Source organism: Shouchella sp. JSM 1781072 (genome assembly GCF_041949915.1).
In the GTDB taxonomy this organism is placed as follows: Bacteria; Bacillota; Bacilli; order Bacillales; family Bacillaceae_D; genus Shouchella.
Map to the genome: position 1 here is coordinate 673266 of NZ_JBHFQE010000002.1, position 15986 is coordinate 689251.

14 protein-coding genes are annotated in these 15986 nt (G+C 39.1%); all 14 read right to left on the reverse strand.

What is annotated here, in order from left to right:
* Positions 1–9 precede the first annotated feature (9 nt).
* The 14 genes from ACE1TH_RS13010 to ACE1TH_RS13075 all read right to left on the reverse strand — a co-directional run bounded on the left by ACE1TH_RS13010 (position 10) and on the right by ACE1TH_RS13075 (position 15915).
* Positions 10–483: a (2Fe-2S)-binding protein gene (locus ACE1TH_RS13010; protein ID WP_255224447.1), complete on the reverse strand. Its 474-nt coding sequence runs from the start codon at positions 481–483 to the stop codon at positions 10–12.
* Entirely contained in the window at positions 468–2699 is a 2232-nt protein-coding gene (pucD, locus tag ACE1TH_RS13015) for a xanthine dehydrogenase subunit D (RefSeq protein ID WP_375079203.1), read from the reverse strand. The genes ACE1TH_RS13010 and pucD overlap by 16 nt, the downstream gene beginning before the upstream one ends.
* Complete coding sequence (locus ACE1TH_RS13020) at positions 2674–3552, reverse strand: FAD binding domain-containing protein (RefSeq protein ID WP_255224445.1); 879 nt, start codon at positions 3550–3552, stop codon at positions 2674–2676. The genes pucD and ACE1TH_RS13020 overlap by 26 nt, the downstream gene beginning before the upstream one ends.
* Before the next feature lie 47 nt (positions 3553–3599).
* Complete coding sequence (locus ACE1TH_RS13025) at positions 3600–4601, reverse strand: XdhC family protein (protein ID WP_255224444.1); 1002 nt, start codon at positions 4599–4601, stop codon at positions 3600–3602.
* A 104-nt stretch (positions 4602–4705) separates the two neighbouring features.
* Positions 4706–5674: an ABC transporter substrate-binding protein gene (locus ACE1TH_RS13030; RefSeq protein WP_255224443.1), complete on the reverse strand. Its 969-nt coding sequence runs from the start codon at positions 5672–5674 to the stop codon at positions 4706–4708.
* Positions 5675–5688: 14 nt separating this feature from the next.
* Entirely contained in the window at positions 5689–6468 is a 780-nt protein-coding gene (locus ACE1TH_RS13035; protein ID WP_375079204.1) for an ABC transporter ATP-binding protein, read from the reverse strand.
* A 12-nt stretch (positions 6469–6480) separates the two neighbouring features.
* A complete protein-coding gene (locus tag ACE1TH_RS13040; protein WP_099303483.1) occupies positions 6481–7263 on the reverse strand; it encodes an ABC transporter permease in 783 nt (260 codons plus the stop codon).
* Between the two features lie 450 nt (positions 7264–7713).
* Complete coding sequence (locus ACE1TH_RS13045; protein ID WP_375079205.1) at positions 7714–9684, reverse strand: iron ABC transporter permease; 1971 nt, start codon at positions 9682–9684, stop codon at positions 7714–7716.
* 2 nt (positions 9685–9686) lie between these two features.
* The gene (locus ACE1TH_RS13050) at positions 9687–10664 is read right to left on the reverse strand and encodes an ABC transporter substrate-binding protein (RefSeq protein ID WP_099303234.1); all 978 of its coding nucleotides are present in this window, start codon (positions 10662–10664) and stop codon (positions 9687–9689) included.
* Positions 10665–11015: 351 nt separating this feature from the next.
* Positions 11016–11462 (reverse strand): NUDIX hydrolase, encoded by a 447-nt coding sequence (locus tag ACE1TH_RS13055; protein ID WP_099303236.1) that lies wholly within the window; start codon positions 11460–11462, stop codon positions 11016–11018.
* A 71-nt stretch (positions 11463–11533) separates the two neighbouring features.
* Positions 11534–11827, reverse strand: a complete 294-nt coding sequence (locus ACE1TH_RS13060) for a HesB/YadR/YfhF family protein (protein ID WP_255224439.1) — start codon at positions 11825–11827, stop codon at positions 11534–11536.
* A 543-nt stretch (positions 11828–12370) separates the two neighbouring features.
* A complete protein-coding gene (locus ACE1TH_RS13065; RefSeq protein ID WP_255224438.1) occupies positions 12371–12994 on the reverse strand; it encodes an ABC transporter ATP-binding protein in 624 nt (207 codons plus the stop codon).
* 227 nt (positions 12995–13221) lie between these two features.
* Entirely contained in the window at positions 13222–15363 is a 2142-nt protein-coding gene (locus tag ACE1TH_RS13070; RefSeq protein ID WP_375079206.1) for a DUF1430 domain-containing protein, read from the reverse strand.
* Positions 15364–15474: 111 nt separating this feature from the next.
* Complete coding sequence (locus ACE1TH_RS13075; protein WP_255224436.1) at positions 15475–15915, reverse strand: lactococcin 972 family bacteriocin; 441 nt, start codon at positions 15913–15915, stop codon at positions 15475–15477.
* Positions 15916–15986 lie beyond the last annotated feature (71 nt).

Here is a 15986-nt window from a genome sequence, read left to right on the forward strand (position 1 = left end):
CCATACCTCCTATACTTCTGCAGCTGCTTTAACGGCTCGGATAATACCTGCGTAGCCCGTGCATCTACACACATTTCCTGACAATCCCTGAATAATTTCTTCGTCGGTTGGCTTTGGCTTTTCGATAAGTAACGCTTTTACTGCTAGAATCATCCCAGGTGTGCAGTAGCCACATTGAAAGCCACCTTCTTCTAAAAAAGCTTGTTGAACAGGATCCTGCCCATCATGACTGATTCCTTCAATCGTGATGATCTCTGCACCATCTGCTTGATACGCCATCACAAGACAAGCATTCACAAGTTGATCGTTCATTAATACAGAACATGCCCCACATCTTCCTATTCCACACGACACTTTTGTTCCCGTATGTGTCTCGCGAATAATATCCACTAACCGATCAGTGTAGGCGACTGTTCGCACTACGTCCTCACCGTTCAGCATTATGTTTAATTCAAATGTATGTGCTTCTATTGTACGGTCCATGGCTCTTTTCTCCTTTCCATCTCTTGCAAAAGAGCAAGAGGCGAAACTGGAAGTTGATTCACCCAGACTCCCGTCGCGTCATGTATCGCTTTCACAATAGAAGGAGCAACCGCAATCGTGCCAATTTCTCCAACTCCTCGTGGACCATGTTCGTCCCCCTCTGGTAACCGTTCGATCGGTTCAACTCCCATAGAGAACGGCACATCTGTAATCGTTGGAATCATATATTTATCAAGGTTTTCTTTTGTATAATAGCCTTCAACCATATGAGCATCTTCCATAACGGCATAGCCAAGCGCCATTACACCGCCGCCTTCAATTTGGCCCTTATACCCTCGTTCGTTTACAACAGGGCCAGCAGAAATCACTTGATCAAGACAAATGATTTTTATCTGACCTGTTAGAAGATCAACTTCTACTTCTGAAAATGTCATCGAAAATGTATAGAGGTAGTGCCCGCCGTCTACTGCATCTGGTGTTGTTGGAAAATTAAATGTTGTTGTTACAGTAGGCAGGGATTCCGCTTCGCCTAATTCAATGTACGAAATGATTCTTTCCCTTCCCTCATATACACCTCCTTTTCCTAAATATAATTTTTCTTCAGGCCTATTCGTACGTCTGGCTGCCAGGCTTATCATATCTTGGTTAAATGTACCTTTCATGCGTTTAACCGCGTGCCAAACCATACTTGTTCCCCTTGACGCAGTCGTTGAGCCAGACAGTGGCACCCGATCCGTATCTCCAATCACAACTTGAATATCTTCTTCTGAACACCCAATTTCCGTTGTTAAAATCTCTTCAATTACCGCAAGAATTCCTTGCCCGCACTCTTCAAATCCAAACGAGATTTCAATTTTCCCCTTGTTTGTCAGTGATAGCCTTCCTCCTGCGGTATCTAGGCGTCCATAACCTAAACCACCACCATGCATGGAAATGGCAATACCTTTCCCTCTTTTTGTGTGAGGAGAACTCGGTTCATCACGTTCTCTTAACAAATAATCTTCTGCTCTATTTAACACATCTAAAGCACCAGATGTCGGAACAATCCTCTGTCCTAGAGGGCCTTCATCGGTCGTCCCACGCACATTGAGTTTTCTAAAATCAATCGGACACATGTCTAGTAAATCAGCCAAGCGGTCCATTTGACCTTCTAGAGCAAACGTAATTTGATTTCCTCCAAATCCTCTAAACTCCCCTGCAACCGCATTGTTTGTATAGACCGAAAGCCCATCAACCGATACATGAGGAATCTTATAAGGTCCAGCAGCATGCTCAATCGAAAAATCTAAAACAGCTGGTCCTAAGGTAGCATACGGACCAGTGTCTGCCACAATTTTCACTTCATGAGCCATTAAGAATCCATCCCCATTCACACCTGTTTTCACTGTAATTTCCATTGGGTGACGTTTAATCCCTGAAACGAATGACTCTTGCCGCGTCTGGTGAAGCTTCACAGATCTTCCTGTTTTTAATGCTAATAAAGCAGCATACGGTTGAACATTTAATTCATCTTTTCCGCCAAACGAACCACCCATTGGACTAGAAACGATCCGGATCTTTTCCTCTTGAAGATCAAGTATTCTAGATAGCTGAAACCGGTCTTTGAACCCGTGTTGCGTTCCCATATATACCGTGATACATCCATCCGCTTCGGGAACGACGACTCCACCTTCTGTCTCCATATATGTGTGCATCTGCCTTGGCACTGAATAGGTTTCTTCAACAATCAAATCACAGTTTTCAAATGCTGCTTCTGCATCTCCTTTTTTATAGCCATTCCGATGAAGGATGTTGCCTTCTTTTCGTAGTTTCGGCGCAAGAGGATCAAGGCTTTTTTGAGGATGATCCAACACGTCTAATTGCTCGTATTCAACCTCAATCAATGCTATTGCAGCAGTCGCCACTTCAATGCTCTCCGCTGCTACAGCTGCAATGGCATCCCCAACATAAAGCACGCGCTTATCACATAACACCGGCTGATCAGGAAAGATGATTCCAAATCCATTTAAGCCTGGAATGTCTTGATGGGTAATCACTGCCTTTACGCCAGGTAGCTTTTCTGCACGATCTGTTGATAGTCGTATAATGTTGGCGTGTGGAAAAGCACTTCGTAATACTTTTCCATAAAGCATGTTTGGAAAAGTAAGATCCGTCATATATGTTAGCTGACCTGTTACTTTCGGAACGCCGTCAGGCCTTATACGTTGTTTTGTCATAACGGTTTTCCTCCTCAATGCTTGTTAAGTGCGCAGTGATGACGTTTGCCGCTACTCGCTGTTGGTAAGGAAACTCATCGTGTTTCAATAAAAACGTAGAAAACTCTTCGTTCACCTGTTTATCCATTTGCCTTACAACTTCTTGAGAGACTCGCTGACCTTGTAAGGTTTCTTCGCTTTGTTTTAAGCGCCGTGGGGGTAACATAGCGCCACTTACGGCAACGATGACTTCTTCAACGGTACCAGCTTTAGTTAAAGTTAAATTGAATGCTACTGTTAGAGCAGATAACGTAAACGATTGCCGATAACCAACTTTTTTATAAAAAGAGTGTTCTTGTTTTCCTTTTGGAATGGTGACGCCAATGATTAAACCTGCACTAGGACCATCTTCAATCCATGTTTCGTAAGAATGCTCCTGATACCCGCTATTCACATCAAACGTGACGACTTGTGCGTTCATAGAAAGGAATACGACATGCATGTCACCCATGGCATACGCCATATTCCCGCCAATGGTAGCGCGATTTCGAACAGCTGGGGCGGCAATCGTTTGCAGCGCTTCTACGAAAAGTGGCAAATCATCTTGAGCGATACTACTTGCGATACATTGTGAAAGTGTCATGCCTGCACCAATGAAAATATGCGTATCTCGTTCTTCAATTGTATGAATATCGTGAATCTTTTCGAGGCTAATTAAATGAGCGGATAACGGAATTCCTTGTTCTCGCTGTAGCTGCAAAAGCGTCCCGCCAGCAATATAGGTACTATCCTCTGTTTCCGCTTTTATCTTTACCGCATCCTCAATAGATATTGGGGTAAAGACAACAGTTGTTACTCCTTCTGCATTAGTCACGTATCATCTTCCTCTGCATCCACAACATAAAATCCCCTTCCTAATCGCTACAATAAGATCGATGAATCATACGTTTCTTTCTCGACTTTCTTGGATATCGCTATTAATTCGGACACAGCGCTAATGGCAATCTCTTCTGGACTCTCAGCTTGAATCTCTAGACCGATAGGTGAAGTAATGGCAGCGGGAACAACATCTGTACCAAGCAATCGTTTTGTTCGTTTTTGAGAACCTAACACCCCAATATACCGAAGTTCTATATCTAGCAAGCATGATAAAATTTCTTGGTCATACTGAAAATGGTGCGTCATCAGAATGACGGAATCGGTTTTATTGAAGGTCAGTGTCGGAAGGATCTCAGACGGAAAACCTGTTATGAACTTGGTTTCCTCGGGAAAGTGTTCTTTTGTACAAAGCCGTGGACGCCAATCGTATACCGTCACTTGAAAGCCAACGTTTACAGCAAACTGGACGAGCGGACGAGCATCAACATTTGCTCCAAATACATACAAGTGTTGGCGTGGTACATAGCGATGAAAGAATACAGAATGGACCATTTGACTCTTATTTGAAGTACGTTCAGGGAGACCCTTGTTCCAGTTCCCAAACGAATCTCCGTCTTCTGGCTGATAAGAGGCTAACACTCGATTCTCGTGAATTTTTTTTGTGATCCACACTTCTCGACCTAGCGCTAAACACTGTTTCACTTTCATTAAATCGTTATAGAGTTGTTCCGTAACAGGTTCAACTAAAACCGTAAGAATCCCATTACAACCACTATTATTTATGCCCCACGTAAAAGCGTCTGCTTCCCTCATGTCGTATTCATACATACGTGCACCGTTTTCCCACACATCATTAAACCGAGCTGAGATGTCAGGTTCCAAGCAACCAGCACTCAGGACACCTACTTCGAACCCATCTTCTTGAATCAAGATCGAGGTGCCTTCTTTCCGATAAGCAGACCCTTTTACGTCAACAATTGTCGCCATAATGGTTCGTTGTTTACATGCTGCAAGGTGTTTGACTAATAAATGGATCGTATCCACATAAAGGCTCCTCTCTAAACTTAATTTTTAAATAGTATAGAAAATACAGTCTTTTCTTTGTGGATTCGTGTCAGCATTTCTTTCATACGTTTTGAGTGATTGAATCATTCCGGTAAAAATTCATTGGTAAATACTTCTGTGGATTGAACGGGCTCGTCAATTAACTCTAATGAATAAAGCTGTTCAATTAATGTTTCCCACCTAGACTCATCCATATAGCCAAAACCATATGTTTCTGCATCGCCGCCAAAAATAAACGGTTCTTGTGTCTCAGCTTCAAATTCTAAATCATCTAAAGCAATTTCTCCGTTTGCTTCCATAATCACTTCATTAACGTCTTGATAGTTGTTTCGATAATACGTCCAACCCTCTGTAAAAGCGTCTACAAAATTTGCGACCACCTCTTCGTTTTTTTCTAGATACTCTTTCGTAGTGAACATCACAACGTTGTACGGATTATAACCAGACTCTGAGAGAAGCAATGTTTCGGTATTGATTCCTTCTTTCTCCATCCAATAAGGTTCTGATGTCTCATAAGCTTGACTAACGGCTTCCATTTCAGTGACGAAATTGACGTACTGACCAGAATACGAGACTTCGTTCACTTCATCTAACTGATAGTGGTTTGTTAAGTACTCCCAATATGGGATCCCTGACTCAATATAAGCAGTTCGTCCATTAAGATCTTCAAAATTTTCTAGCCCATGTCCTTCATGGGTCATGAGCACTTGTGGGCTATTCTGCATCGTTGCAGCAATCGCCACAAGTTCCATTCCTTCATTTCGAGCAAGTAGTAATTGATCCGCATGAGCAAGTCCAAAGTCCCCATCACCTGCGACCACTTGCTGAATAGCAGAAACTTCCGGTCCACCAGGTTGAATGTCTACTTCTAATCCATTCTCTTCGTAATATCCTTCCGTATCCGCAGCATAATACCCTCCCATCTGGCTTTTTGGAAACCAGTTAAGAATTAATTTAATCGATCCATCGTCTTCTGCGCCTTGACTATTTAAGGCACAACCTGAAATTAAAAACATCGACACAAATCCACCGAATATCATCAATCGTTTCATATCATCCCAACCTTCTATTCATGTTGTAACCCTTTGGAAACCTCACCAACTAATTTGCTAAATTCAGGTGTGCTTCTAAACGAATCATTTTTCTCGTAATCTGGTACATCAAGCACATCTGTCACACGCCCTGGACGTGCACTCATTACGGCTATTCGTGTGGACAAAAAAACAGATTCGAACACATTATGCGTAATAAATAACACCGTCATATTCGTCTTTTCCCAAATCTTTAACAACTCATAATGCATCGTCTGTCGCGTTATCTCATCTAGCGCTCCAAAGGGTTCGTCCATTAACAAGAGTTTTGGTTTTGCAATAAGCGCCCTGGCAATTGACACACGCATTTGCATGCCTCCTGATAATTGCCGTGGCAGCGAAGTCTCATAGTCGTTTAAGCCAACAAGGTTTAAGACAGCCTTTGCTTGCTTACGACGCTCACGCTTTCCTATCCCTTTTAACTCTAAAGGAAGCGCTACATTATCAATAACAGATCGCCAAGGTAAAAGCGTTGCATGTTGAAATACGAATCCAATATCCGATTGATCCAGTTTTTCCGTTGCTGAATGAGCTTGTAATTCAACAGTTCCGCTCGTTGGCTCGCTAAGGCCTGCGATGATTTTAAAAATCGTCGACTTCCCACAGCCAGAAGGACCAACGAACGAAACAAACTCCCCTTCTTTTATCGCTAAATGAACATTTTTTAATGCGGTTACACCGTTATCAAACACTTTGCTAACATTGGATAATTGTATAAGCGTATTCGTTTCTGATGACGTTTTGACTGCGACCATATCCATTCCCCCTTACGAACGAATTTCCGATTCATGCCAAGATTTTAGTAATAACCTAGAAAGTGTGCTAACCAGAATAAAGAATAGAACACCGAAAACTGCTGCAGATAGACCTAACGTAAATAAATACGGCGTTTGCAGTCTTGTTGAAGCAACCGTAATCGCATAACCTAGACCGCCTGCTCCACCGCCAACTCCAGCAATGTACTCACCAACAATCGCTCCTACTACGGCTAATGTACAAGAAATTTTCATACCTGCAATGATGTAAGGGAGAGCAGCCGGAAATCTTAATTTCCACATCATTTGCCAACTAGATGAATGGTATAAATGAAACATATCCTTCATATTTCGATCCGTTGCATTTAATCCAATTAAGGTGTTGGATACCATCGGAAAAAATGCGATCAGAAATGATATAATAACAATCGCGTTAAAACCAGATCCAAACCAAATTACAATAATAGGCGCAATGGCTACCACTGGGATTGTTTGCAAAATAACAGCATACGGGTAAACCCCTCGTTCAATCATTTTTGAACTCGCCATGAGCACCGCTGCCCCGATCCCAAACACTACACTGGCAATAAAGCCGATAATCGATGAAGTCACTGTCGATAATAAGGCTGTCGATAAACTTGTCCAGTTTTCAATTCCCGCCTCTACAACATGAACTGGAGTTGGCATAATATAGGGAGGAATGTCTAACAACATGACGCCAAACTGCCAAACCGCAAGACCGATAACAAATGCAAGTACTGGTGGCACGATTGTTTGAGAAAATCCACCAAGCATTTTAGTCGCTCGCTTTTCTCGAATATGCCTTTTTTTTGAAATCCCGGCTCCACCTGAACTGGTTAGGACACTTCTAGCCAACTCAATCACTCCGTTTCAAGGAAAGCTTCTTCCTTTTGTTTTTTTCATAATAGATGATTTTGAATCAAAACGTCATTGTACAAATTATCCAAAAAAACGAACTACTTTAAATGAATACTATAAAAATGTTGTGCTGAAAGAAGGATATGATCGTGCAAACACCTATTGATTTTGCATACCTTTACAGGATTACGGGTTTATCTCTTCGTTTGCGCGATGCTCGTTTGATGTGAGCTTTGTTCACAAAAAAACAACTGATTTTAACAAATCCGTTGATGACGCGATTCATTTTGAATGCATATGCCAATGAATTTACATAAAAAAGGCCACACCTAAGCGTGACCTGTAGAAAACATCGAATCGGTAAGACTAAAGCTTTCGCATGACGTATAAAATGTAAGGTGCACCGACCAGTGCAATGAGTAAGCCAGAAGGAATTTCTGTCGGATACATTATAAACCGACTAAGAAAATCCGCAAGAATTAAAAGCGTTCCGCCAATCATCATCGCGACTGGAATGACTCTTTGAAACGCCGAGCCTACTAAAGCTCGCGCTGCATGTGGCGCGAGAAGACCGATAAATCCAATTGCCCCTACAATCGATACGCAGATCGCTCCAATTAGAACGGCAATCCCAATGGACAATAGTCGATATAGCTTCACCTTTAATCCTAAAGAAATCGACACCTCATTTGAAAAAGCAAGTACATTTAAATGCTTGCATATTAGAAATGTGAGCGGAACAAGTATGAAAAGCATCAACAGCAACCAATAGACATGATTCCACGTTGAACTATACGTAGTACCTGCCAACCAAACGAGCGCTGGAGAGACACTTAAGCTTGCCTTCACTGTTAAGATTTGAATAACACCAGACGCCATCGCAGAAACTGCTACCCCCATCAACGCTAAAGAGATCGGTTCAAACCCTGATCGTCGCGTTGCAAGTACAACGATTAGCACAGCAACAATCGAACCTGTTAAAGCGCCTAATGGTAAAAAGAAAAAAGGGAGAGATGGGAATACTACCAAGATTAAAAGGGCTCCCGCTCCCCCTCCAGAAGTAATTCCGATGATGGATGGGTCTCCTAACGGATTTTTTAACACATTTTGAAGCAAGGCACCACATAACGCTAACAACGCTCCAACCAAAAAGGACACGAGCACTCTCGGCCACCGAAATTGGACCGTAACATGATCAAACATTTTACCTGAGACCATTTCTTGAATGCTTGTAAACTGACCACCTCCAAAAGAAATGGAGATAAAACCGACAATGGCTGAAAGACATAGAAGAACGGCCGTCACCAAGACAGGGCGAGCTGCTTTTTTTGCGCTATTTAACTTTTGCTTATCGCTCCTCATCTTCCTTGCTGCTTTGTAAGCCAAATACATTAACCAAGGACTGCCAATAAAAGCCGTCATCGCTCCAACCGGCAGTTCACTGTTAGGTGAAATCATTCTCGAGAGCACATCAGCCGCAATGAGAATGACTGCACCCCACAAAAAAGAATGGATGAATTGAAGACGATGACCACGAATGCCCATTAATCGAACAAGATGCGGTGCCATTAACCCGATAAAACCAATTGGTCCCACCACACTAACTGTCGCAGCGGCAAGAAGAATACCTAATGCCCACCCCCACGTTTTCACCAATCCTACCGGTACACCTAATCCTTTTGCAGCTTCATCTCCAAGGTGAACAAGATCGAACGATTTTCCTGTAAAAAACGCAAGCCCACCTAATACGAGAGCAAACGGCCAGATAAAAGTGACGCCTGACCAATCATTTTGCATAAGCGTACCCGCGCCCCATAAAAACAAGCCATTCGATTCTTGTTCATACATGAGTTGAAGACTACTCGTTAACGCACCAAACAATAAGGTGATAATCATACCGGTCAATACAACTCGGACTGGTGACATCGTTTTTCCTGCAAGCATAAACACGAGAAACGCGGCAAAACAAGCGCCTAAAAAAGAAAAAAGAAAAGACGTGTTCATTCCAGGAAAAAACAGCGCACCAATCACAACAAATAAATACGCACCTGCATTAATCCCTAACGTTCCTGCTGAAGCGAGCGGGTTTCTTGTCATTGTTTGTAGGACGAGCCCAGCCATTGCCAAACAGCCTCCTGCCAAAATTCCAATAATGACTCGCGGCAGGCGGACGCCCATAATGGCTTCGGTTCTTTGATCCCAGCTTGAAAGCAAATCAACCATGGTGACATCTGCTTGGCCCTGAGTAAGGTGGATGATTGATAAGATACAAAGAGCCAAACTACCAAGCAAAAAGGAAAGCAAAGACTTACTCTTATGAAGCGTACGTCCAGTCATCTTTACTGGTCTAACACTTCTAACGTGCGGTGTACAAGTTTTTCAGCTGATAAAGGACCACCGTAAGGCCATGTGTCTCCGCCTAATGCATAGACACGACCTTCCTTCGTAAACGTCAGATCATTCCAAACCGAGTTATCTTGTAACTGATTCTCAAACACATTGTCATCCCCTTGAACAATATGAAGAAGGTTGGCATCCTCTACTTTTGTGAACTCTTCTACCCCTACCGTTGAAAAGCCATACGGTTCAAACGTGCCCGTATCGTACACATTTTCTAACCCCATCCGTTCTAGTACTTCAACAGCAAGAGCATTAGGCGTTGAAATTCGAAAAGCTGGAGCTTGATTATCGCTATAAGCCATCGTAAGTGCAAACTCTCTTGTCTCTAAATCAATTTCAGATAAAGCTTGTTCCGCTTCTTCATATGTCGCTTCCAAATCAGCTAACACATCATTCGCTTCATCGGTCTTATCAAATAATTTCGCCATTTCTATGTATGTCTCTTCCATCTCGTCATACTGGGTTAACCCTAAATTTTCTTCTGGGTAAGGGTTGTAAACGAGAACCGGTGCAATTTTCTCTAACTCTTCCATCATCGCATCTGCTCGAAAATCAATCGCATAGATAACATCTGGTTCTAATTGCGCAATCGCTTCTAGATTCGGTTCAGAGCGAGAGCCAACATCTACCGTATCGCTTAACCCATCTGACCCGATATCAACCCATTCCTGATACGACTCAATTTCAGCCATTCCAGTTGGCTCAATTCCGAACGACAAAAGATTTTCCGCAAAAATCCAGTCAAGTACTACCGCTTTTTCAGGTACCGTTTCAAACGTTTGTTCACCATGTATGTCTGAAACCGTGATACCCTCTTCACCCGTTTGATTCGTTTCTTCTGAACTCGATTCACTGTCTCCACAAGCTGCCAATAACCCAATTGCTACCACCGATAGTAATGTACTTGCTGTCTTCACACTATTTCCCTCCAAGATCGATAATGATATTCATTATCAATTATACGCAAACGATTTATTTTAGCAATCCATAAAATGGTTTCTAGAACAAAAAAAGCAGCCGATACCTTAGAAAAAGGCGCCACTGCTTCATTTTCATACATTTTTAATTTTTTTATTTGAATAACTTCCCCTTCTTTCGATGAACAAGAGCATTGTTTTAAACATTCGGCTTATTGAATGGCGATGGCTCCTGGGGGACCGCACGAGTCCGAAGACAAACGGATGTTGCGCTCTTGCCTGTGGTGAAAGCGTTCGCCATTTTAATTAGATCGTTCGTTTTTTGAACTAACCTTGAGTTTTAGAATTCATTTATTTATAGTGCTTTTCCAAAATCAATTTCGCTCGGGAATCTATTTTCTCTGGAAGCTTGGTTTTAGAAAAATAAGCAAGTGCTAGACTCTCACCATCACTTCCACCTAAATCTCCACTTATTCCTTCAGCTCGATAAACGCCACTTACATTGTATGTTTCATCACCGTTTGGGTATCTAAAATAGTAATCTCTACCTGATATAACATCTACAAAAGTTAAGCGCTCCGCACGCAACCCTGTTTCCTCAAACAACTCCCGTTCTGCCGTTTCTTCAAAGCTTTCACCAAGCTCCATTACACCTCCAGGCAAGCCCCACTCTTCAGTATCTTTCCGGTGTTGAAGCAAGATATCACCAGACTCATTAAAGACAAGGATGGTTGCACCAACAAGAATGAACGGTCGTTTCCCTATTAACTCACGAATATCCTTTATATAATCAGCCATATGATAAGTGCCTCTCTTTCTCTAAATAGAAAAATAAAAGTAGAATGATAGCAACCATCCCACTTCGCCTCTTATTTCTTATAATCAAACGTTAATTCATCTTCAGCTTCGTTGTAGTCTACATACAAATCGTGCCCATCAAAAAACCAGACATCGTCATCTTCTACAAAAAATTCAACGCCGTTTACTTCTGTTTTAACGGCTATTTTATTCGGCGCATCTTCTGCCATGAATCCTAACGCGAAATTTTCTTGTACTGGACTTGAACCGTATACTTTCGAGAAAAACTTAATTTTATCATTTTCACCCATTGCAAAATCATCCTTGAACCACTTTGCCGCTGAATCACTTATATAAATATTCATGTGTATCATCCTACTTTCCACTAGATCATTGCATCTCCTAGGTTATTCATTTTACTAGCTTCCATACGTTTACTATAACAGAGAAGGACGATCATTTAAAAACAGCCAATCTGTTTAAACCGTGTTACGGAGAATGGTAAAAGGGGGAAATTTATTTTGGACTCCTCCATTTTTAAATTTTCTCCCGCCACCTTTTCGTCGGAAGCTTAATCCGCCTCTCCGACCACTAACTCTAGAGCCACAGCCGAAACTAGATACTTCACCACGCTAACCACTCAGCAGTTTGGTCATTTACAGATGTATCAATTAGCTTCATATCTCTTCATTTTTTATTTTAAACAGCATTTGGTTCATATGATTTGCCTTCTGGTATGTTTTTAGTGGTGTAAAAAATACTGTACCGGATTGGGCTAGTCATATGTATTCTTTCACACAATTATATGGACTCTATTCGAAAAATAATAAAGGTGTTATCCAAAGTTAGATAACACCGGAAACGTCTCTGTTTAGATAAGCATCGATGAACATCGATTGAATTATATCCTATATCCTTACGATTCTGTTCGATTGCTCTGCAAAAGATTCGTCATGTGTAACACAAACAATAGTCTTTCCTCGTTCCTGAATCTCCCTAAACAAATCAAAAATAATTTGTTTATTTACATCATCTAAATTTCCTGTAGGCTCATCTGCAAAAATTATACTAAATGGTTTTAATAGAACTCTAGCTATTGCAAGCCGTTGTTGTTCACCACCACTTAATTCATATACGGGTCTATGAAGAAGTGAACTATCAAGTTGAACCCTTTCCAGTGCTTTTGAGAATTCGGATTCTAATTTAACCTTCGACTTGAAATTTGGTCTTGAGATCAACAAGTTCTGGTATAGTGTCTTATCATTTAGCAACACATAATTTTGAAAGACGAATCCGAAATGGTCTCTCCTTAAACCTCTTAATATTTTTTTTTGTGGATTTTTATATCCTAAAATCTTTATATCACCACTGTCTGGTTTGTCTATAATACTCAGTAGATTAAGTAGAGTTGTCTTACCTGATCCACTTCTCCCCATTATGCATATGAATTCACCATCTTCTACACTTAAATCGTAATCACTAAATATCTTTTTATTTCTATAAGATTTATGAATACTGTTCATAGAAATCATCTACAACTACTCCTCTCGCTCATGCCTTAGGTCTGCTGAAAATAAGTAACGACAGAAATAATAAAATAAAAAAAACACCCACTAAGCTTCCCCAAAACCACCATTGACTTTCTAATAATAAATTAAATCTAATAAGTAACCTATGGACAATCAATGAAAAACAAAAGATTATCATTATTAATATTGACTTTACTAAAGCTGAAAGCATATCTTTAACTCCTTGTAGTTTAATTTAAATCGTTCTTTATTGTTTTTAGAACTTGTTTGCGAGTTAACCTTGAAAATAAGAAATTTAGAATAATTAACTCTAATAGTATTAAAACAGCGGCATAAATGAAAATAAAATATTGTGAGGAATAAATAACAAATATTAAAACTGCTGCCAGTATATTTGCAAAGATCATGCTTCCTAAAATAAATTTATGCCTATCCCAATAAGAAAAACCAAAAAGATAATATATTGTAATCTTATAAGAGTTTTGCTGGAAATATGTCCAAGTAAATATAAACAAAAAAATCAAAATAGAAATGATTACCATCATTAAACCGATCATTAAATTTGTTAGATCTCTTTGCATTTGAATAATTTCTTCGCTTCTCTCTTGGTAAACTGATCTAACTTCATTGATAAAGGGTTTCGTATTTGTTTCTTTTAAAAAAGGCTCCATTTTGTTAAATGCCTCACCTTGAGAATCATTATGATAAAACACGCTTGTAGTCATAAATGCAGCGATAGCAGAAGAATTATATTCACCATCTAGTAAAATTGAAACTGGATCATTTATAAAGTGTCTATTTTCATAGTCACTGATTTGACTATTATATGTAAAATAGCTTTGATTATCTTTTACATATATTATGTTTATAGCTAAATCCTCGATAGCAGTATCATTTAAGACCACACCAAGTGATTCATTATATATATTATCTACTTCAACACTACTAAAATAAAATTCTTCTAAATACGCTTGTTCGATTATATCTTCTATTTCTTGGTATTTTTCAGGAACGAGAACGTTTAATGTGGTATCTTCACGATTTATTTGATCATTTATAGGAATTTCATTAACTGCAAATATTGGGTTTACTTTTAAATAGTTCTCGTCAATAATAATGGATCGACCGCTTGGTAACACATTTGGTCTACCTTGTTCATGATTTAATTCATATAAATAATTTTTATCGCTATTGTCTGAGACATCTTGAAAATTGTTCGCATAGATAAGAAACGCTTCCATCTCTTTATTCAGCTCATTATATAAATCAAGTAATTTATCGTTTAACTTACTTTCTGACGCTAATGATCCCCCCACTGGTAATTGCGCAGTTATACGATATATATCTTCAGTTTTATCCCAATATTGATCGTCTGTAACAGCTTCTTGTATTTCATGAGTTTTCATAACAGTTACAGTAAAAAGAAATAAAAATGCTGTAGTTGCAAAAGTTTTTAATATTAACGATGCGGCATTATAGTTCTTAAAAGGAATCGTCTCTTTTATATTGATATTGTCATCCTGATTCCTATATATTAGTGTTAAACCAAAAATTGAAAGCGGGGTTGGTAATATTACTAAAGTAAACCAAACAATAAATAGAAACAACAAATAATAAGATAGAAAAGCTAATTGTTGAGTTAGTAAAAGCACAACAATAACAGTTACAGAAGATACTAACAGTAACGATAACTGTAATTTATAGAATGGTTTAAAAAGGATTAAATGTGACTTTAAAGGTGAATATCCCCAAATTTTGAAAAGGTACATATGTTTTTTGGTTGAAATAATAAAAGAAAATTGAACGATTGAAAAGACTAGAAAAGAAAAGATGACCAACAAAATGAGAGTGTAATTAATAAAATAAGCTTTATTTATTTCTATGTCATTAATTTCAACTTGTCCAAACTCATTGAGAGTTTTTGATAATTTTTGTTTAATTTCTTGTGAGCCGTTTGAAATATAGAATTGATTTGAAAGGCCAACGTTTTGAACCTCATCGAAGTTATAAAATCTTAAATAGTCTGCAGTAAAAGGAAATAAAATATTTCCTACTTGCGCTTCTTTATTGTGGCTAATTTCATTTGAAATATAGTTTGAATCATACGGAAACGAACCATTTAATAATTCTACTGAAGAGTTCACCTCTATGTTAGTAGAATATATATGCATTGTATTATCATTAAGATATGTATACTGAGATATATCGACATTCTCATTTATTGAAAAATCTATTAATATATCTACTAAATCCTCTCTATTATCCTCTACTTCTGAATATAGACTAAGGATGAATTCTTGTTTATCTTCATAAAGAAAATTTGTTGCTAGTAATTTAGTAGCAAAATCGAACGAAAAAAAAACTGTTAACATGAATAGCAATAAATAAACAATATTAATTCTTTTCAATACTATATTCCCCTTCATATCAAAGTGAACGCTTAACTTCTAAGCGTTCACTTTGATTTTAGATCATTTATTAGTTTAACGAGGTATATTACCGTCTACTGAAATATCCCAATAAGCTTTATTTCCTGTAGCAGATTGAGCGATTTTTGAATTTGAAAAACCGCCATTTTTACCTAACCATGGTCCTCTATCCGTGTGTCGAGAATTACTTGTGGAAGCGCGGTGAATCCAACTTTTGTGATCATATCTAGAAAAATGATCCTTAATACCGTTAAATCCATGGTACCACGTGCCACCACCAGCGTTAGGATTGTGGGATTGTAAACCAATTCCATCTCCAATAATAGGGTTTTCTCCTTCATAAGAAAAGATGTATTCGCCAGTATCATAATTAAATTCGGCGGACATTATCTGTTCCTGATCACTACCATCATGATGCGCTTTTGCATCTCCACTAGCTAAAAATAAACTTGCTCCAACAACTGAACAAAAACTTAGAAATATTACTTTTTTCATATGTAGTTCCTCCTTTTATATAAAGAACTTAATCATAATAACATTATTCTGTAAATTACGGTAGTTTTAAT

Excerpts from the sequence above, each read along its gene's own strand:
- ACE1TH_RS13060 (WP_255224439.1), bottom strand. The coding sequence starts at position 11,827 with ATGAATATTTATATAAGTGATTCAGCGGCAAAGTGGTTCAAGGATGAT.
- ACE1TH_RS13055 (WP_099303236.1), bottom strand. The coding sequence starts at position 11,462 with ATGGCTGATTATATAAAGGATATTCGTGAGTTAATAGGGAAACGACCG.
- ACE1TH_RS13065 (WP_255224438.1), bottom strand. The coding sequence starts at position 12,994 with ATGATTTCTATGAACAGTATTCATAAATCTTATAGAAATAAAAAGATA.
- pucD (WP_375079203.1), bottom strand. The coding sequence starts at position 2,699 with ATGACAAAACAACGTATAAGGCCTGACGGCGTTCCGAAAGTAACAGGT.
- ACE1TH_RS13010 (WP_255224447.1), bottom strand. The coding sequence starts at position 483 with ATGGACCGTACAATAGAAGCACATACATTTGAATTAAACATAATGCTG.
- ACE1TH_RS13035 (WP_375079204.1), bottom strand. The coding sequence starts at position 6,468 with ATGGTCGCAGTCAAAACGTCATCAGAAACGAATACGCTTATACAATTA.
- ACE1TH_RS13040 (WP_099303483.1), bottom strand. The coding sequence starts at position 7,263 with ATGCTTGGTGGATTTTCTCAAACAATCGTGCCACCAGTACTTGCATTT.
- ACE1TH_RS13030 (WP_255224443.1), bottom strand. The coding sequence starts at position 5,674 with ATGAAACGATTGATGATATTCGGTGGATTTGTGTCGATGTTTTTAATT.
- ACE1TH_RS13075 (WP_255224436.1), bottom strand. The coding sequence starts at position 15,915 with ATGAAAAAAGTAATATTTCTAAGTTTTTGTTCAGTTGTTGGAGCAAGT.
- ACE1TH_RS13070 (WP_375079206.1), bottom strand. The coding sequence starts at position 15,363 with ATGTTAACAGTTTTTTTTTCGTTCGATTTTGCTACTAAATTACTAGCA.
- ACE1TH_RS13045 (WP_375079205.1), bottom strand. The coding sequence starts at position 9,684 with ATGACTGGACGTACGCTTCATAAGAGTAAGTCTTTGCTTTCCTTTTTG.